Annotated in this window: 19 protein-coding genes and 1 tRNA gene; 5 read left to right on the forward strand and 15 right to left on the reverse strand. The window is 66.7% G+C overall.

Annotated features, from left to right (window positions below; genetic code table 11):
* The first annotated feature begins 681 nt into the window (after positions 1-681).
* Together AB4Y94_RS05265 and AB4Y94_RS05270 are read left to right on the forward strand one after the other, a co-directional pair.
* Positions 682-1,428, forward strand: a complete 747-nt coding sequence (locus AB4Y94_RS05265) for a CBS domain-containing protein (protein WP_441725723.1) — start codon at positions 682-684, stop codon at positions 1,426-1,428.
* Between the two features lie 644 nt (positions 1,429-2,072).
* Positions 2,073-2,363: a hypothetical protein gene (locus tag AB4Y94_RS05270; protein ID WP_441725725.1), complete on the forward strand. Its 291-nt coding sequence runs from the start codon at positions 2,073-2,075 to the stop codon at positions 2,361-2,363.
* A 376-nt stretch (positions 2,364-2,739) separates the two neighbouring features.
* Here the strand turns inward: AB4Y94_RS05270 and AB4Y94_RS05275 are convergent, their stop codons facing one another.
* The 4 genes from AB4Y94_RS05275 to AB4Y94_RS05290 form a co-directional block, all read right to left on the reverse strand.
* Positions 2,740-3,369 (reverse strand): DUF1801 domain-containing protein, encoded by a 630-nt coding sequence (locus AB4Y94_RS05275; protein ID WP_441725727.1) that lies wholly within the window; start codon positions 3,367-3,369, stop codon positions 2,740-2,742.
* Between the two features lie 86 nt (positions 3,370-3,455).
* Positions 3,456-4,643, reverse strand: a complete 1,188-nt coding sequence (locus AB4Y94_RS05280) for a tyrosine-type recombinase/integrase (protein WP_441725730.1) — start codon at positions 4,641-4,643, stop codon at positions 3,456-3,458.
* Positions 4,644-4,649: 6 nt separating this feature from the next.
* Positions 4,650-4,841: a helix-turn-helix transcriptional regulator gene (locus AB4Y94_RS05285; protein WP_441725733.1), complete on the reverse strand. Its 192-nt coding sequence runs from the start codon at positions 4,839-4,841 to the stop codon at positions 4,650-4,652.
* 241 nt (positions 4,842-5,082) lie between these two features.
* Positions 5,083-5,159: transfer RNA gene (locus AB4Y94_RS05290), tRNA-Pro, on the reverse strand.
* Positions 5,160-5,389: 230 nt separating this feature from the next.
* On the opposite strand from AB4Y94_RS05290, the gene AB4Y94_RS05295 reads away from it, so the two are divergent.
* The 3 genes from AB4Y94_RS05295 (at position 5,390) to AB4Y94_RS05305 (ending at position 7,301) form a co-directional block, all read left to right on the forward strand.
* Entirely contained in the window at positions 5,390-5,983 is a 594-nt protein-coding gene (locus tag AB4Y94_RS05295) for a GNAT family N-acetyltransferase (protein ID WP_441725736.1), read from the forward strand.
* 30 nt (positions 5,984-6,013) lie between these two features.
* The gene (locus tag AB4Y94_RS05300; protein WP_441725738.1) at positions 6,014-6,655 is read left to right on the forward strand and encodes a hypothetical protein; all 642 of its coding nucleotides are present in this window, start codon (positions 6,014-6,016) and stop codon (positions 6,653-6,655) included.
* Between the two features lie 196 nt (positions 6,656-6,851).
* Positions 6,852-7,301, forward strand: a complete 450-nt coding sequence (locus AB4Y94_RS05305; protein ID WP_441725741.1) for a hypothetical protein — start codon at positions 6,852-6,854, stop codon at positions 7,299-7,301.
* Positions 7,302-7,354: 53 nt separating this feature from the next.
* Here the strand turns inward: AB4Y94_RS05305 and AB4Y94_RS05310 are convergent, their stop codons facing one another.
* From AB4Y94_RS05310 to AB4Y94_RS05360, 11 genes are all read right to left on the reverse strand, one after another.
* On the reverse strand, positions 7,355-7,561 hold the full coding sequence (locus AB4Y94_RS05310; RefSeq protein ID WP_441725743.1) for a dodecin: 207 nt from the start codon (positions 7,559-7,561) through the stop codon (positions 7,355-7,357).
* Positions 7,562-7,797: 236 nt separating this feature from the next.
* Entirely contained in the window at positions 7,798-9,333 is a 1,536-nt protein-coding gene (der, locus tag AB4Y94_RS05315) for a ribosome biogenesis GTPase Der (protein WP_441725746.1), read from the reverse strand.
* Positions 9,326-10,024 (reverse strand): (d)CMP kinase, encoded by a 699-nt coding sequence (gene cmk, locus AB4Y94_RS05320; RefSeq protein ID WP_441725748.1) that lies wholly within the window; start codon positions 10,022-10,024, stop codon positions 9,326-9,328. The genes der and cmk overlap by 8 nt, the downstream gene beginning before the upstream one ends.
* 3 nt (positions 10,025-10,027) lie before the next feature.
* Positions 10,028-11,110: a prephenate dehydrogenase gene (locus AB4Y94_RS05325; protein WP_441725749.1), complete on the reverse strand. Its 1,083-nt coding sequence runs from the start codon at positions 11,108-11,110 to the stop codon at positions 10,028-10,030.
* A gap of 31 nt (positions 11,111-11,141) precedes the next feature.
* On the reverse strand, positions 11,142-12,011 hold the full coding sequence (locus AB4Y94_RS05330; RefSeq protein WP_441725751.1) for a pseudouridine synthase: 870 nt from the start codon (positions 12,009-12,011) through the stop codon (positions 11,142-11,144).
* A complete protein-coding gene (scpB, locus tag AB4Y94_RS05335) occupies positions 12,008-12,679 on the reverse strand; it encodes an SMC-Scp complex subunit ScpB (protein WP_441725754.1) in 672 nt (223 codons plus the stop codon). Before scpB ends, AB4Y94_RS05330 begins: the two co-directional genes overlap by 4 nt.
* Complete coding sequence (locus AB4Y94_RS05340; RefSeq protein ID WP_441725817.1) at positions 12,669-13,502, reverse strand: segregation and condensation protein A; 834 nt, start codon at positions 13,500-13,502, stop codon at positions 12,669-12,671. The genes scpB and AB4Y94_RS05340 overlap by 11 nt, the downstream gene beginning before the upstream one ends.
* A 133-nt stretch (positions 13,503-13,635) precedes the next feature.
* Positions 13,636-14,550: a ParA family protein gene (locus AB4Y94_RS05345; protein WP_441725757.1), complete on the reverse strand. Its 915-nt coding sequence runs from the start codon at positions 14,548-14,550 to the stop codon at positions 13,636-13,638.
* A gap of 207 nt (positions 14,551-14,757) precedes the next feature.
* Complete coding sequence (gene xerD / locus AB4Y94_RS05350; RefSeq protein ID WP_441725760.1) at positions 14,758-15,681, reverse strand: site-specific tyrosine recombinase XerD; 924 nt, start codon at positions 15,679-15,681, stop codon at positions 14,758-14,760.
* Entirely contained in the window at positions 15,678-16,346 is a 669-nt protein-coding gene (locus tag AB4Y94_RS05355; protein ID WP_441725763.1) for an NUDIX domain-containing protein, read from the reverse strand. Before AB4Y94_RS05355 ends, xerD begins: the two co-directional genes overlap by 4 nt.
* Positions 16,339-18,033, reverse strand: a complete 1,695-nt coding sequence (locus AB4Y94_RS05360) for a CTP synthase (protein WP_441725820.1) — start codon at positions 18,031-18,033, stop codon at positions 16,339-16,341. The genes AB4Y94_RS05355 and AB4Y94_RS05360 overlap by 8 nt, the downstream gene beginning before the upstream one ends.
* Positions 18,034-18,073: the final 40 nt, after the last annotated feature.

Genomic DNA, 18,073 nt, shown 5'->3' on the forward strand with positions numbered 1-18,073 from the left:
CGCACCATGCGCTCGATCGTGAGGCGCATGTCCTGGCAACCACTGCTACAGACGCGTGGGCGCGCCTGCCGCGGCAGCCAATTTGGGGCACGCCGAAGCGGGCATCCAAACTGCAGAGGATTCCTCCGGACGATTCGCCAAATGACTGGGTGGGGTTATTCGCATCCGAAGCAGCAACGATCCTCGAGGGTACCGTGCCCCTCGGATCCTTGACTTAACCGCGATTGGCCATTGACAACTGTCCGCACTGCGGAAGACCGGATCCATTCCTGAATATTAGCAACTATACGGTTGCCAATCAATCCGACCGCATGTTTTCCACCGGTCCTCGTGCAGCTGAGTTTCCGAAGCTCTCTGGGCGAGTTCGCATGGGCATGTACGCAGCAGCCACCTGCCCGCAAGCCGGACGTTGAACGGACACATTCTGCGCCGGTCGATCATTCTCCGCGCGTACCGAGCGTCGTGCCCAAGCTGAACGTTCTAGGAGAAGTTCGTGGCTGGCGCCGCCTCGCCTTCAAAGTGAGACTGCGCCATCTAGTGCCGGGGCTACAGTGGCTGCGGCACCAGTAGCGCCGCACGACAGCGGCCCTGTTTTCAGTTTGCAGTGTGGCCCTATTTTCGATTGGCGTTAGCACCAGTAGTCTCTGCTCACAGGACACAACATCACGAGAAGAGCCGGTCATGACAACGCAGGACAGCTTCGACGATGGAGAGGCCCTCGGTGAACACTTCCTACGCACGTTCACCAACCTAGAACGCTGGATGCGCAGACAGCTCCGGAAGGATGAGGGATACCCCTTCAAGCGGTTGGTGGATGACCTTCGTTCCAAAACGAAGGTGACCGAGGCACAAGCGCTCCAGCTGTCGACTTACGGATACCTTAGAAATGCCCTGGCGCATTGGGAACCGTCCGCCCATGGGGTCGCGATCGCCGATCCCCGCCCAGAAACTGTTGCTGACTTCGATGCTCTCGCGCAGAGGGTCATGGAGCCAGTCTCCGCTCTCAGCGCGATCGGCCCGCAGGTCGTCATGAGTGTTCAGGAGGACGACACCGTCGAGGATTTTCTCTCGATAGTTCGCGAGTACGACTACTCGCAAGTCCCGGTTTTGGCTTCCGGAATGTTTAGTGGAGTTCTCACCGTCGGTGCTCTTGCTCGTTGGATTGCCGTGAAGCGATGGCATCCCGCGCAGGATTTCCGACGAGCCCGTATTTCATCGGTTCCGACAACCGGCCTTGGCGATGCAGAGTTCCTCGAGTTCGCGCCGAATTTAAGCGCGCCTGAAGCACTCGCCGCATTTGACGTCGAGCTTGAGGGACGGCCTATTGCGGGCATTGTCGTTGTTGATCGAGGGGTCGCGCATCCCAGCGTCGAAGCTATGATCCTTCCGTGGGATCTACCGGCCCTACTTCGCGCGACCCAGGCCTGACGCTCGCACTTGAGCTGGCGACGACCGCCGCAGCGATCATTACCACCACGGGCTAACGCCTCGTCCAACTCGACTGCCTTGTCGTCCCGGACGTGAGGATTCAACAGTGAACAGCTCAATCGCCCCGGATCACCAGTGCGAAAGAGTTCGCGATCGGCCCCGTGACTGTGTGACATAGTCCGGGAGTTTGATCGCGTGCCGGGTTCGAAGAACTCGTCACGAAGCTCGCGCATTCGCTGTTCCAAGGATCGAATGCCCTGTGGGCTCAAATCTATGGAGTAAGTAGGTGCTGGACCAGGCTCCGTCGGCGCGGCGTCTGTTTCACCGCCCCCATCCTCCGCCTGGATCGGGCAGCCTCGGCTCAAGCTCGGTCCTACCGACGCCACCATCAGGTCCGTCTGCACCCTTATCACCGCACCGATCATCTCCTTCCTCCTTGTCGTCAGCACTCTCATCGCCACCAGCGATACGAGCGGGACGTGAGAGAGCGAGGAGCACGGACCTAGTCGGCGCCGCGGCGGGCGGTTCCTACGATGGCACCGCTAATCAACCTGACGCAGCCCGCCGAGCCGCACCTAATCGACAATGCGTCGCGTAGCAACGGAGCCAGAGCGCGTGTCGTAGCGCCCATCGAAGGCGCTGACGTGACCGCGCCTGCTGGTCAGTTCCGCGCCAACTTGAGACACGTGACCTTCGCGTTAGGTGTTGGGCTCAACTTCTCTCGCGACCACGGAGGCCTTCCGGAAGGTCTCGCCATCGGCACGGACGGAACAATATCCTCCGCCACTGCCACATACTCGAAACTGCCCGCGGACATGCATCTGAGCTACCTTCCAACACCTGACCGCGCGGCCTACAAACTCACGATCACGGACGTTGAGAGCGGAATGGCGGTCTCGTATGATTCAGTGCTCAACCAGGTCGTCGACCATTAGCTTCCGGCCGAATAGGTCCAGACACGCCAATTTGCGCGGAGTAGAGAAGGACTAATTCCGGAGTCCCACCATCGGACTACGGACACAACTTTGTTGGCGAGTTGACTTCGCGAAGGCGACGAACTGAGCGTCGATCGCAACCAGCCACACCGTTTCAAAAGCCGGACCTTCTGCGGACACTCCCCCGAAAGCAGCCGGTTCTGACCGCACGGAATTGAGACATTGTCGCCTTTACCCCGCCCGGTATTGGGCCCGATGATGGGGCGTGATACGCACGAGGTCGAGCACGTTCATCTGGATCCCAGCAACTCGTGGGCATTAGACAGGGCGGTCGAGAGACGCGTCCCATGGGCGGCTCAGAACCTTGCGGCATCGTCTACGACCCAGTCGACACATTGAGTATCGACCCGATTCCCTCAGGGCGACTTAACCATCGAAACGCTTCGACTCGTGTGTCACGCGATCCCAGCGGCCTCTGGCCTCGCAGGCCTCGCAGGCCTCGCAGGCCTCGCAGGCAAGCCTCGGGTTCAATGCTTTCTGCTTCCGACATCGGGCACCGGACGTTACTTGTTTCATCCACGCCGTGATCTGGCCTTTGTCGAGGTCGTCCACCGCGCGTTGATTTGCCCATCCCCACCGGCGTCACCGTAGGTACCGGGTCGAGCGCCGCGCCATTGATGAACATGAGCTTAATGTGGCCGGCGAAGCCGCCGGAGCTAAAGCACCACCCGTCGCCGACGCCGTAGTACGCCATGCCCCACTTCACGGAGCGCTGGAGATTGGGCAGCGTCTTGGCCGCGAGTGCATCGACCGCTTCGGCGATGCCGCGCTGGGGCTGCGGCAAGCTGGAGATGTATGCGAAGACCGGCTTGTCGCCGACCGCCGCTTTCGCGGGGCTTGCTCTGCCTGTCATGGCTTCCGGCAGTGTCCAGGCGGCGTTAACTTGTGCCGCTGTGCCCGTGGCCGGTTTCTGGACTTCGCTCTTGCCGATCTCCCTGCTGTCCATGGCGAAATCCTATTCCTCGCGCTTCGAGAGTGGGGCTTCCACCTCTTCGCCCACAGCAACCCAATGTGTCAGTGGCAGCACCGCATTCAGTCCTCGTCCTTTGCAAACGCCCGGTCGAGGAGCGCCGCGGTAGCCGGGTTCACGAGTTCGCTGCGTTGGATATAGTGCATCACCGTGACCCTGGTGTCGGTGTGGCCAAGCAGTTCTGCGGCGAGTTCGATGCTGGCGTTGTCGTTAACTGCGGTGGCCACGGTGCGGCGGAACATATGCGGGGTCACCCCGTTGATGCCCGCTCCCTCGAGCACCTGTCGCAGCTGTCGGCGCACGTTCGCCGTGGTCAGCGGGGTGCCGTCCCGGGACTGGAACAGCAGTGAATCCAGGCCCATGCTCCCGACCTTGGCGAGCCGCCGGCGGACCGCGTCGGCGGTGAAGGTGGGCAGGGCGACGACGCGAGTGGACTTGGCGGTTTTGGGGTGGTCCTGCCGGAAGGTCTGCTCACCCTTGCGGCTGACAATGGTGCCGGCCAGGCGGATGGAGGGAACGGGGCTGGTGATGTCGATGTCCCGGCGGCGAATGGCCAGGACCTCTCCGATCCGGGCTGAGGTGCCGAGCATCACCTCGACGATCGCTCCGAGCTGGCCGTCGGGTTTGGGGCCGGAGGTGTGGCCGGCGGCGCTTTCCCACTGGGCGATCGCCGCGCGGATCACGTTAACCTCGGGGGCGGTGAGCGCGTCGGGGATGTGCGGCTCGCGGTGCAGCCGGGCGACATGGTCCATCGGGTTGCGCGGGAGGACCTCGTGCCGCACCGCCAGCTCCAGCGCCAGCCGCAGCACGACCCGGGCCTGTTTGGCGCGATTGTAGGAGAGCTTCGCCAGTTGCTTGATGAACTTGTCGCACCGGGCCACGCCGATCTCCCGCAGCGCGAGGTGGTCGAAGGCCGGTGAGACGAGGGTGCGCATGTTGCGCTCGTAGAGGTTCCGGGTGGTCCGGGAAATCCGGGCCTCGAGGTCGATGTCCTCCAACCAGTACGTCACGAGGTTGCTGAACAGGCTGTCGGGCGTCAGGGGCGTGTCGGCGGGTTGGAACAGGTCCCGGTCGGCGATCTTGGCCTTCAGCGCCCGTTCGGCGGCTTTGGCGGTGGCGCCGCTGGCCTGGACCAGGCGCGCGTGGCCGTCCCAGTCGCGGTAGCGGGTCCGCGCCAGGTACCGGCCGGTCGGCGACGTGCGGGTGCTGATGTCGCCGAAGGTGCCGATGGTCAATCGTTGCCGGGGCATCTCAGCTCACCGCCGATCGGTGCGCCTGGGCGGGCTGCTGGGCTCGCGCTGTTGCACGATCCAGGCCCGCACATCGGAGATCGCGAACTTCAGGTGTTTGCCGAACCGGTAGGCCGTGGGGCCTTTGCCGTGCACGCGCCAGTCGTAGACGGTGGAGATCGGTATGCCCAGGTAGGTCGCCAGCTCGTGGACGTCCATCAGGGGTTCCATCCCCCACACGTCGGTGGGAGTTGAGGTTGGGTGTTCTTCGTGGATGCTCATACCCAACAGGAGTGCACGACGATCCCGGACGATCGGGAAAGACCGAAACCGACCTCGGCGCCTCGGACGACAGGGCCGGCTCAGCGGCTGAAAAACGGTGAAAGTGATGACGTAGTGATGACACAATCAAATCTCTTAACCAAAAAAGTCCCGGAAACCCTTGAGTTTCCGGGACATTTGGTCGGGCTGACAGGATTTGAACCTGCGACCCCCTGACCCCCAGTCAGGTGCGCTACCAAGCTGCGCTACAGCCCGTAATCTCATGCCGAATCCGGTGAACGGAACCTGCAGGAGACAACTCGAATAGCTTACCGCCTCCAGCGAAGCGTTGTGCGCACGTGGTGTCGACATTGCGCACGTGGTGTCGACACGGCGCACGTGGTGTCGACAGGGCGCACGTGGTCTCGACAAGCTCGACCACCGGGACGGGCTCGACCACCGGGGGTTAGCTCGACCAGCGGGGACAGGCGGAGTACCGTGGCGGCATGCCAACGACAACGGATGTGACGGTGCGCTCGGTCGTGGATGTTCCATGGGACGACGTGCGTACCGTATTCGGCACCCGGGGCGACCCGTCCACCTGCTGGTGCCAGTACTTCAAGCTCCCGAACGCCGCGTGGGAAACCATGACCCGCGACGAGTGCGCTGGCCTGCTGCAGCAGCAGGTGCGGGCCAACGACCCGGCACCGGGCATGATCGCCTACCTCGAGGGTGAGCCGGTGGGCTGGTGCGCGGTCGAGCCGAAAACGCACTATGAGCGGTTACGACGCGCCAAAGTCTCCACCCAGGGCAGCAGCGAGGACCCGGACGACGCATCCGTCTGGGCAGTCACCTGCTTCGTGGTGCGGGTGGGATTCCGCAAGAAGGGAGTCGGCGGGGCGCTGCTGCGCGGAGCCGTCGACCAGGCGCGGGAGCTCGGCGCCCGCGTGATCGAGGGCTACCCGGTGGACACCGCGGTCCGGGTGAAGGCGCCCTCCGCGGAGCTGTACCACGGCACGCTGTCCCTGTTCACGGCAGCAGGGTTCGAGCTGGTGTCCCGGCCGTCCCGCGACCGGGCGGTCGTGGCGCTCACCCTGTGAGGCCCACCGTTTGCCAGTAGCGTTGGCGGGATGGGGCGGAACAACTCGAAACAGACCAGGGCGGGCAAGCGGGAGCGCGCGAGGCAGGGCGGCGGGGGCGAGCGGTCCGGGCCCGCGGTAGCGCGGCATCCGCTCTTCGTGTTGGCCACCCGGCTGCCCATGGTCCTGCTCGGCGTGGCGGTCGTGCTGCTGATCGGGGGCGTGTTCACCGAGGTCTCCCCCGCACTGAACACCGTGTATGAGGACTACATCGGCGCGGTCATGGTGGGCGCCTTCCTGGCCGCGATCCTGATCGCGGGCGTCATGGGCGCCGTCATCATGATGGGTTGGCGGGCGGGCTTCGTCGGGGTGATCTTCGCGGCATCCGTTGCGGCGGCGGGTGCTGGCGCGATCACGGGCGAGGCGCTCTGGACCAACCTCGGAATCGGCGGGTTCGCGCTGAGCTGCGTCGGGTACTACCTGATCGGGGAGTTGAGCGGATACCTGCCCATCGCGACGAAGAACGCGTACGGAAGCCTGGCGATGATACCGGGCGGGGTCATTATGGCGGTGGTCGGCATCGTTAGCGACACCCCGGCGCTGGTGCTGTTCGGGTTCGGCGGCGCCGGTGCGGCGGTCGGGGTTGCCGGCGCGCGGTGGTGGCGGAGACGGTCGGCGGGGGCGGGGGCGTGAGGTCTCGACAGGCTCGACCACCGGGGGTCTCGACAGGCTCGACCACCGGGGGTCTCGACAGGCTCGACCACCGGCGCTCGACTACCGGGTCTCGACCACCGGGGGGATGCCCTGCCCGCTCATAGGCAACGCATAAGAACGCCGCCTAGGGTGTAACCCGGTCCGGAACGGTCCGTTCGCAACAGCAAAGGAAAACATGTCTTCGAAATCTTCAGCCGCACGGTCCAACTTCAACCTGCCGCTGGCGCTGCTGTGGCTGGTGGCTGTGGTCGCCGGTGTGGTCGGTTACGTGATCCTCACCTCGTCGAACGCCGCGCAGGCCGCCTTCTACGCCAAGCAGTCCGCCGACTACGGCACCTACTTCCAGGCGCAGTCCGGGAGCTTCCTGGGCAGCATCCTGATCGGCGCGGGCGTCCTCGGCGTCATGATCGCGCTGGCCAGCCACACTGTGGCGCGCCGGGCCGCCCTGCCGACCAGGCCGGAGTTCTCCGACGAGGACCTGTTCCTCGCCGAGGCCGGCCAGGCCGACGTTGGAACCTCGACAACGGATGCCCCGGTCGCGGCCAGCGCGCCGGTCACGACCGCCAGCCCCGCTTCCACCGACACGGTGACGGACGCGCACACCGCAGCGACCAGCATCCGCTAAGTAACGGCAGTTCGAATGGCCGCCATCCCGACAGGGAGGCGGCCATTCTGCGTTCACTCCTCGAGCTTGAACCCGATCTTCATGCTCACCTGGTAGTGGGCGACCGTTCCGTTCTCGATCTGCCCGCGCACCTGCCCGACTTCGAACCAGTCGAGCTGGCGCAGCGTCCTGCTGGCCCGTTCGACCCCGCTCTTGATGGCTTCGGTGACGCTCTCGGTCGACGTTCCGACCACTTCCACAACGCGATAGGTGTCGCTCATCGTTCTCTCTACTTCCTCGTAGGTTCGGTGGCTCCACAGTAGGGGGCGGGACGCGCGGCGCGCCAGAGAGAGTGTCGAGCGCGCGGGGGTCTCGACAGGCTCGACCACCGAAGCTCGACCACCGGGGGCGGGGGTCTCGACAGGCTCGACCACCGAAGCTCGACCACCGGGGGCGGGGGTCTCGACAGGCTCGACCACCGAAGCTCGACCACCGCACCCGGCGCGGTCTTGCGGGTTTAGCGCTTGCGCTTCTCCCGCACCCGCATGCTGATGTTGATCGGGCTGCCCTCGAACGTGTACGTCTCGCGCAGGCGACGCGTGATGAAGCGGCGGTAGCCCGGGTCGAGGAAGCCGGTGGTGAAGATGACGAACGTCGGCGGACGGGTCGACGCCTGCGTGCCGAACAGGATGCGCGGCTGCTTGCCACCGCGAACCGGGTGCGGGTGCTCCGCGGCCAATTCGGCCAGGAAGGCGTTGAACTTGCCGGTGGCGATGCGGGTGTCCCACGACTCGAGTGCGATCTCGAGGGCAGGCACCAGCTTCTCCATGTGCCGGCCGGTCTTGGCGGAGATGTTCACGCGCGGCGCCCACGCCACGTGGGCCAGGTCCTGCTCGATCTCGCGCTCCAGGTACCGGCGGCGGTCGTCGTCGATCATGTCCCACTTGTTGAACGCGAGCACGAGCGCACGGCCCGACTCGAGCACGAGGTCGATGATGCGCACGTCCTGCTCGCTGATGACCTCGGTCACGTCGATCAGGACGACGGCGACCTCGGCCTTCTCCAGCGCGGCGCTGGTGCGGAGGGACGCGTAGAAGTCAGCGCCCTGCGCCAGGTGAACCCGACGACGGATGCCGGCGGTGTCGACGAAACGCCACACCTTGCCGCCGAGTTCGACCTGCTCGTCGACCGGGTCGCGGGTGGTGCCGGCGAGCTCGTTGACGACAACGCGCTCCTCCCCCACCACCTTGTTCAGCAGGCTGGACTTGCCGACGTTGGGGCGGCCCAGCAGGGCGACGCGGCGCGGGCCGCCGACTTCCTGCTTGGCGACGGCGGAGACCTGGGGCAGCACGGCGAGGATCGCGTCGAGCAGGTCGGCGACGCCACGGCCGTGCAGCGCGGAAACCGGCCACGGCTGGCCGAGGCCGAGCGCCCACAGGCTCGCCGCTTCCGGCTCCTGGCGGATGTCGTCGACCTTGTTGGCCACGAGGAACGTGGTCTTGCCGCTCTTGCGCAGCATCCGTACCACTGCTTCGTCGGTGGACGTCGGGCCGACATTGGAGTCGACCACGAACATGACCACGTCGGAGAGGTCGATGGCGATCTCGGCCTGCGCGGCGACGGAGGCGTCGATGCCCTTGGCGTCGGGCTCCCAGCCGCCGGTGTCGACGAGGCTGAAGCGGCGTTCGTTCCACTCACCCTTGTAGGTGACGCGGTCGCGGGTGACGCCGGGGGTGTCTTCCACGACCGCCTCACGGCGGCCGAGGATGCGGTTGACCAGCGCCGACTTGCCCACGTTCGGGCGGCCGACGATGGCGATGACCGGCAGCGCCGGCAGGTACTTGATCGCGTCGGGGTCTTCGGTGATGGCGTCGAGGACGTCGAAGTCTTCCTCGTCAAGCTCGTAGTCGTCGAGGCCGGTGCGGAGGGCCGCGGCGCGCTGGGTGGCCAGCTCGTCGTCGACATCCGTCACCCGGGCGGCGAACTCGGGGTCCGGTGCGAGGATGGTGTCGTCGAACTCAGCCGAGGCGGAGTCGTGTGAATCGTTAGTCATTGTGCGAGTTCCTCGCGGTACGTGTCGTGATGACATCGATGACCGCGTCAACGGTCTGCTCGAAGTCGAGATGGGTGGAGTCGACGGTGGTCACACCGTCTGCGGCGCTCATGAAATCGACGACCCGGGAGTCGGCCTGATCCCTCGTTCGCAACGCGTCAGCTACTTTTTGTGCTGATTCGGTGGGGATTTCCGCAGAGCGCCTAGTCATTCTAACCTGCTCGTCTGCGGTGAGCAGTATACGCACCTCGGCGTCGGGCGCGACCACCGTGGTGATGTCGCGGCCCTCGACCACAATCCCGGGCCGGTCGGTCTGCCGGGCGATGGTGCGGAACAGTTCGCTCAGGTGCGCGCGCACCTCCGGGATGCGGGCGATCGGGGCCACCGCGGCGGTCACCTCGGGGCGACGGATGACGTCGGTCACGTCGGTCTCCCCCACCTTGACGAAGTAGCCGTGCGGGTTGGTGCCGATGGAGTACCTGAAGTCACGGCGGGCGGCGACCAGCACGTCGTCGACGTTGCCGGTGTCGACCTTCTCCTCCAGCATCAGCCAGGCGAGGGCGCGGTAGGCGGCGCCGGTGTCAAGGAATGCGTATTCGAGCTTCTGCGCGACGGCCTTGCTCACGGTGGACTTGCCGCTGCCGGCAGGCCCGTCGATGGCGACAACGATCGGGAGGGAGTGACGACCCATGGGTTAACCAGCAATCCGCCAGCCACGGGCGGCCAGCTCTTCGGTGAGGCGGGCGACCGCCTCGGGGAGTACGGAAATCTCGGCCAGCCCGATCTGGGCTCCCGGGGAGTGTTCGAGGCGCAGGTCTTCGAGGTTGACCCCGACCTCGCCGATCTCATTGAACAGGCGGGCCAGTTGGCCGGGCTTGTCGTCGACCATGACGACGAGGGAGGCGAAGCGGCGATCCTGGCCGTGCTTGCCGGGCAGCCGGGCGACCCCGGTGTTGCCGGCCGCGATCTCCTCGGCGATCTTCCGGCCGGCGCCGGGCGCCACCGGGTTGTCGAGGGCGTCGATGAAACGGTCGAGGTCGCCGCGGAGGGCGAGCAGGATCTTCCGCACCGGTTCCGCGTTGGCGCCGAGGATCTGCACCCACAGTTCCGGGTCGCTGGCGGCGACCCGCACGGCGTCACGGAGGCCCTGGCCGGCGAGGTTCAAAGCGGATGCCGGGGCATCCGTCAACCGTTGCGCCATCAGCGTGGAGACCACCTGTGGCACGTGGGAGACGAGTGCGACGGCGCGGTCGTGCTCCTCCGGGGACATCTCGACCAGGATCGCGCCGAGGTCGAGGATCAGGTCGTCGATGGCGGTGGCCTGCTGGTAGCTGATGCCGTCGTGCGCGGCGACCACCCAGGGCCGGCCGATGAACAGGTCGGCCCGGCCGGAGAGCGGCCCGCCGCGTTCGCGCCCGGCCAGCGGGTGCGACCCGATGTAGCGCGACACGTCGGCGCCGTGTGCCCGGAGTGCGTCCAGCGGCGCGAGCTTGACGCTGGCGACATCCGTCACGATCGCGTTCGGGTAGGCGTCGAGTTCACGGGCGACGATCTCCGCCGTCACGTCCGGCGGCACGCAGACCACGATCAGCTGGGGGTCGTCTTCTGCGGCGGCGGCACGGCCGGCTCCGTAGTCGATGGCGATGCTGAGGTTCGTCGGTGACGCGTCGGCGACGATCACGTCGATGCCGCGGCCCTGCAGCCCCAGGCCGATGCTGGTGCCGAGGAGGCCGACGCCGACCACGCGCACAGGTCCGACCAGACGGCTTTCGACCACGGGGTTACTCCTGACTTGGGGGCCTGTCCGCCTACTCGGCGGCCTCGCCCGACTCGGCGGACGCGGCGTGCTGGGCCTGCTCGGCCCGTTCCGCCCGCGAGACGGTGAGCAGTTCACCGAGTTCTACTTTAGTCAGGTCGCGCACCGCACCCACCCGGAGGGTGCCGAGGTGCAACGGGCCGAACTGGCGGCGCACCAGGTCGATCACCGGGTGGTCGACGGCGGCCATCATCCGGCGCACGATGCGGTTGCGGCCGGAGTGCAACGTGATCTCGACCATGCTCGAGCCGTCACCGGACTGCCCGGCGAGCACCCGGGCCTTGTCCGCCCTGATCTCGCCGTCTTCGAGTTCGATGCCGCTCTGCAACCGGGCGACGGTCTGCGCGGAGACGCGGCCCTCGACCCGGGCGATGTAGGTCTTGGCGACCCCGAATGACGGGTGCGCGAGCACGTGCGCGAGATCGCCGTCGTTGGTGAGGATGAGGAGGCCCGACGTCTGGGCGTCGAGACGGCCCACGTTGAAGAGGCGCTCGTCGAACTGGTCGGTGAACTGGCGGAGGTCGGGGCGGCCGCTTTCGTCCTGCATCGACGAGACCACGCCCACCGGCTTGTTCAGCATCAGGTAGCGGCGGCTGGTGTCCAGCTGCACGGCGACGTTGTCGACCATGACCTCGTCGCTGTCGGGGTGGATCCTTCTGCCGAGTTCGGTGACGACCTTGCCGTTGACCCGCACCCGGCCCGACGTGATCAGGTCCTCTGAGACCCGGCGGGAGGCGACCCCGGCCGACGCCATGACCTTCTGCAGGCGAACCCCGTCGGCTGCGGCAGTCGTTGTGCCGGCGTCGGGGTTCTCTGAATTGCCCGGGTTGTCTGAATTGCCCGCGTTATCTGGGTGAGTCATCGTAGATCCTCGAATCCGTCTGATCCGTCGGCGAGCAACGGTGAAATGTGCGGCAACTCATCGAGCGAGTTGATTCCCAGTTGGGTGAGCAGCAGGTCGGTGGTGGCGTAGTTGATGGCGCCGGTCTCGGCGTCGGTGAATGCTTCGGTGATCAGGCCACGGCCGAGCAGGGTGCGAACCACGGAGTCTACGTTGACCGCGCGGATTGAGGCAATCGAGCCGCGGCTGATCGGCTGCTTGTATGCGATCACGGCCAGGGTTTCGAGGGCGGCCTGGGAGAGCCGGCTCGGGTTCTGGGTGAGCACGAAGTCGGCGACGATCGGGTCGTGCTCCGGGCGCACGTAGACGCGCCAGCCGCCGGCGACCTCTCGCAGTTCGAAGCCGCGACGGATGCTCCGGCCCTGCCCCGTGGAACCGCCGACGCCCTCGCCGTCGAAGTCGGCGACCAGGCGCTGCACCGCCGCGGCGACCTCCTTCAGCGGGCGGTCGACCGCGGTGGCGAGGTGGATCAGGCTCTGCGGCTCGTCGGCGACCATGAGGATCGCCTCGAGCTGCCGGTCCACGTCGGCCGGTGTCTGCGGGCCGGCCGGGGCATCCGTTTTCTGCTCTGTCACGTCGGTCACGTGATCAATTGTCGCGCCGTTCGTCGTCGCGCCGTTAATTGTCATAGTCGGCTCCGAGGTTGGCGAGGTTCTCGTCCGTCCAGGAGTCGGCGCTCCAGTGCAGGGTGAGTTCCCCGAGCGGTTCGAGCTGGTCGAAGGAGATGGCGCCGCGGCGGTAGAGCTCGAGCACGGCCAGGAAACGGGCGATGACGACGCCCTTCTCGTCGACTCCGACGATCAGCTGGCGGAAGTTGACCGGGTCGCCGTGCCGCAGCATCGCGACCACGAGGGCGGCCTGCTCCCGGATGCTCACCAGCGGCGCGTGCAGGTGGTCGAGTCCGACGGACGGGAGTTCGCGCGGGGTGAAGGCCAGGGCGGCGAGGGCGGCGAAGTCCTGCAGGGAGAGGGTCCAGACCAGCTCGGGCGTCTGCCGGCGGTACTTCTCCTCGAGGCGCACCGAGCGCACATGGCGGCTGGTCTCGGTGTCCATGCGGCCCTGGAACCAGGCTGAGGCTTCCTTGAACGCACGATATTGCAGCAGCCGGGCGAACAGCAGGTCGCGGGCCTCGAGCAGGGCGACGTCCTCGGCGTCGACGAGTTCGCCCTGCGGCAGGAGTCCGGCGACCTTGAGGTCGAGCAGGGTGGCGGCGACGACCAGGAATTCGGTGGCCTGGTCGAGTTCCTCGGCTGAGTCGAGGCCACGGAGGTAGGAGATGAACTCGTCGGTGACCCGGCTGAGCGAGATCTCGGTGATGTCGAGCTCGTGCTTGCCGATCAGGGACAGCAGCAGGTCGAACGGTCCCTCGAAGTTGCTGAGGGCGACGGAGAACGCTTCGGGCCGGGGAGCGGGGGTCTCGACAGGCTCGACCACCGGGGTGGGCTCGACCACCGGGGTGGGCTCGACCACCGGGCTGGCGGGGGTCTCGACAGGCTCGACCACCGCGACAGGCTCGACCACCGGGGTGGCGGCATCCGTTCGCGCCTGGCCGGCGCCTTCTCGCTGGTCGAACTGCCCGGCCGCGCTAGGCGACAGCGCCACGGACGATCAGTTCCCGCGCCAGGGCCTTGTACGCCTTCGCGGCCTGGTGCTCGGGGGCGAACTCGGTGATCGGCACGCCGGCAACGCTGGCGTCGGGGAACTTCACGGTGCGGGTGATGACCGTCTCGAGCACGCGCTCGTCGAAGGCGTCGACGACGCGCTCGAGCACCTCGCGGGAGTGCAGGGTGCGGGAGTCGTACATGGTCGCCAGGATGCCGTCGAGTTCGATCGCGGGGTTGAGGCGGTCCTTGACCTTCTCGATCGTCTCGATCAGCAGGGCGACGCCGCGGAGCGCGAAGAACTCGCATTCGAGCGGGATCAGCACGCCGTGGCTGGCGGTGAGGGCGTTCACGGTGAGGATGCCGAGCGAGGGCTGGCAGTCGATCAGGATCACGTCGTATTCGGACGACACCTTACGGAGCACCCCGGCAAGGATCTGCTCGCGGGCGACCTCGTTGACCAGGTGCACCTCGGCGGCCGAGAGGTCGATGTTCGCCGGGATCACGTCGAGGCCTTCGACGCCGGTGTGCTGGATCGCCTCGAGCGGGTCCTTGGAGCGGCTGAGCAGCAGGTCGTAGATGGTGGTGACGTCGTGGGTGGGCACCCCGAGGCCGGCCGAGAGGGCGCCCTGCGGGTCGAAGTCGACGGCCAGCACGCGGCGGCCGTAGCCGGCGAGCGCAGCACCCAGGTTGATGGTGGTCGTCGTCTTGCCGACGCCGCCCTTCTGGTTGCAGAGGGAGATGATGCGCGCGGGGCCGTGGCTCTTCAACTTGGCGGGTTCGGCGAAGTCCTGCTTCGCGCGTCCGGTCGGGCCGACGACGGCGTCCTCAAACCCCGGGAGTCGTGTCCGGTCATCTTTCGTTCGCGCCACTGAGATGTCCTCGATCCGTCCTGTCACTTGGTCGATTCTAGCGGCGCGGCCCGACGCATCCGCTCTGCTGCCCCGGCAATTCGCCCGCCCGACCCCGCGAAACCGCATTTGTTGGGGTTATCAGGCACTTTTAGACCCAACAAGTGCGTTCTCGGGGGAAGGGGAAGGGGAAGGGGGAAGGGGAAGGGGAAGGGGAAGGGGGAAGGGGAAGGGGAAGGGGGAAGGGGAAGGGGGCTAGTAGCGGGCGCGGGGGTGTGCGGTGGTGTACATGTCGCGGAGGGTGTCGGCGGTGACGAGGGTGTAGATCTGGGTGGTCGCGACCGACGAGTGGCCGAGCAGTTCCTGCACGACACGCACATCCGCTCCCCCGGCGAGCAGGTGCGTCGCGAACGAGTGCCGCAGCGTGTGCGGAGACACCTCCATTTCAAGCCCGGCGCGCTCGGCGGCCGAGCGGATGATCAGCCACGCGTTCTGCCGGCTCACCCGCTGGCCGCGCACCCCGAGGAACAGCGCCGGCGTCGCCGCCCCGCGCTGCGACAGCACCGGCCGGGCCCGCACCAGGTACGCGTCGAGCGCGGCCCGGGCGTAGCTGCCGACCGGAACGATCCGCTGCTTGTCGCCCTTGCCGCGGAGCCGCACCACGTCCTCCTCGATCACGTCGTCGACGTTCAGGCCAACGACCTCCGAGACCCGGGCCCCGGTGGCGTAGAGCAATTCGAGCAGCGCCTTGTCGCGGAGCTGCTGCACACTGTCGCCGTCCGTCGCGGCCAGCAGTGCCTCCACCTGCTCGATCGAGATCGCCTTCGGCAGCCTCGAAGCGAGCTTGGGCGGTTTGGTGTCGCGCGCGACATCCGCTTCGACAACGCCCTCCTCGAGCAGGAACCGGTGCAGTCCGCGCACGGTGGAGAGGATGCGGGCGATCGACGACGCCGCCAACGGCGATTCCTCACGCTGGCCGAGGAAGCGCACGAACTCGGCGATGTGCGCCGGCGTGACCTTGCGCGGGTCGTCCAGCTCATGCCAGTGGAGATCGCTGTTGCCGAGCCAGTTCGCGTAGATGGCGAGGTCGCGGCGGTAGGCGGCCACGGTGTTGGCCGAGAGGCCGCGTTCAATCGAGACGTGCCGCAGGTAGGTGTCCACAGCCGCCTGGATGATCATGCGGGTTGGCGCCCGCCAGTCCAGTTGGACGGATGCCGCGGCCACGGCGCGTCCGCCGGAGCGAGCGACGTCCAGCCGCGTTCCCGGGCGGTGTGCGCGGCGAGTGCGGCGATCACGAGCGACGGGTTCTGTACCCTTCGTTCGAGCACGGCGTCGACGAGTTCCTCCAGCGGCACCCAGCGGATCTCCATGTCGGCTTCCTCGTCGGTGCGATGGAAGGCGTCCTCGATGGTCGACAACCCGCGGGCCAGGTACACCCGGATCGCCTCGTTGTTGCCGCCCGGTGAGGTGTAGAACTCGGCGAGCACGTTCCATTCGGCGGCGGCGACGTCGGCCTCCTCGGCCAGTTCACGGCTGGCGGCCAGCACCGGGTCCTCGCCGTGCACGTCGAGGAGACCGGCGGGGATCTCCCACTCCCGCGCCCGCACCGGGTGCCGGTACTGCTTGATCAGCAGCACCCGGTCCTCGTCGTCGAGCGCCAGGATCGCCACGGCGCCGGTGTGGTCGACGTATTCGCGCACGATCGACGCGCCGTTGTACCCGAAGGTGTCACGGCGCACATCCCAGATCTTGCCCTTGAAGGCAAGCTCGCTCGACGTGACCGGGGCCGCGTCGAGCTCATCCCGCAACAGTTCGCCGGCGGGCGAACCTGACGGATCAGGCATCCGCTTCTTCCTTCACCTCGAACAGGCGGCTGGCCTGCTGGCGGTCCAGGGCGGCGCCGATCAGTCCCTTGAACAGCGGATGCGCGTGGTTCGGCCGGCTGCGCAGCTCCGGGTGGGCCTGGGTGCCGACGTAGAACGGGTGCTCGTCGCGGGTGAGTTCGACGTACTCAACCAGGTGCCGGTCGGGCGAGGTGCCGGAGAACCACATGCCGGCCTCGGCGATCTGGTCGCGGAACGAGTTGTTCACTTCGTAGCGGTGACGGTGACGCTCGGACGCCTCGGGCGCCCCGTACAGCTCGGCGACCAGCGAACCCTCGGCGAGCTTCGCGGAGTAGAGCCCCAGGCGCATGGTGCCGCCCATGTCGCCGCCGGCGATGATCTCCACCTGCTCCTCCATGGTCGCGATCACCGGGAACTGGGTCTCCGGGTCGAACTCGGTGGAGGATGCCCCGTCGAGGCCGGCCTTGTTGCGGGCGTATTCGATCACCATGCACTGCAGGCCGAGGCAGAGGCCGAGCACCGGGATTCCGTTCTCGCGGGCGAAGCGCAGCGCGCCGAGCTTGCCCTCGATGCCGCGCACGCCGAAGCCGCCGGGGATGCAGATGCCGTCGAGTTCACCGAGCAGCCGTGAGGCGCCTTCTTCGGTCTCGCACTCGTCGGAGGCGATCCAGTGGATCTTGACCTTGGCCTGGTGAGCGAAACCGCCGGCACGCAGGGCCTCGGTGACCGACAGGTAGGCGTCGGGCAGGTCGATGTACTTGCCGACCAGGCCGATGTTGACGTCGTAGCGCGGCTCGTGCACGGCGTCGAGCACCTTCTGCCAGCTCGACCAGTCGACTGTGGACTCCGGAAGCCCGAGCGTCTCGACAATGTAGGCGTCGAGGCCCTGGTCATGCAGCGTGCTCGGGATGTCGTAGATCGACGGCAGGTCGATGCAGTTCACCACGGCGTTCTCTTCGACGTCGCACATCAGCGCGATCTTGCGCTTGTTCGAGTCGGAGACCGGGCGGTCGCTGCGGAGCACGAGCGCGTCGGGCTGGATTCCCAGGGATCGGAGCGCGGCGACGGAGTGCTGGGTGGGCTTGGTCTTCTGCTCCCCCGACGCGTTCATGAACGGCACCAGCGACACGTGCACGAAGAACACGTTCTTGCGGCCGAGTTCGTGGCGCACCTGGCGGGCGGCCTCGATGAAGGGCTGCGACTCGATGTCGCCGACCGTGCCGCCGACCTCGGTGATGATCACGTCGGGCTTCGGGTCGTCGCTGGCCTGCAGGCGCATCCGGCGCTTGATCTCGTCGGTGATGTGCGGGATGACCTGCACGGTGTCGCCGAGGTACTCGCCGCGGCGTTCCCGGGCGATCACCTGCGAGTAGATCTGGCCGGTGGTGACGTTGGCGGCCTGGTTGAGGTTGATGTCGAGGAAGCGCTCGTAGTGGCCGATGTCGAGGTCGGTCTCGGCGCCGTCATCCGTCACGAAGACTTCACCGTGCTGGAACGGGTTCATCGTGCCCGGGTCGACGTTGAGGTAGGGGTCGAGTTTCTGCATGACGACGCGCAAGCCCCGCGCAGTCAGGAGGTTGCCGAGGCTGGCCGCTGTCAGGCCTTTGCCCAAAGAAGAAACGACACCACCGGTCACAAAAATGTGCTTGGTAGTGCCGTTCAGGTTGTCCGCGTTTTTATTATCCACCACGGGCTTCGATCCTATCAGTTGGATCGGGCGCGAATGT

The organism is Glaciibacter sp. 2TAF33 (assembly GCF_052114945.1).
In the GTDB taxonomy this organism is placed as follows: domain Bacteria; phylum Actinomycetota; class Actinomycetes; order Actinomycetales; family Microbacteriaceae; genus Cryobacterium.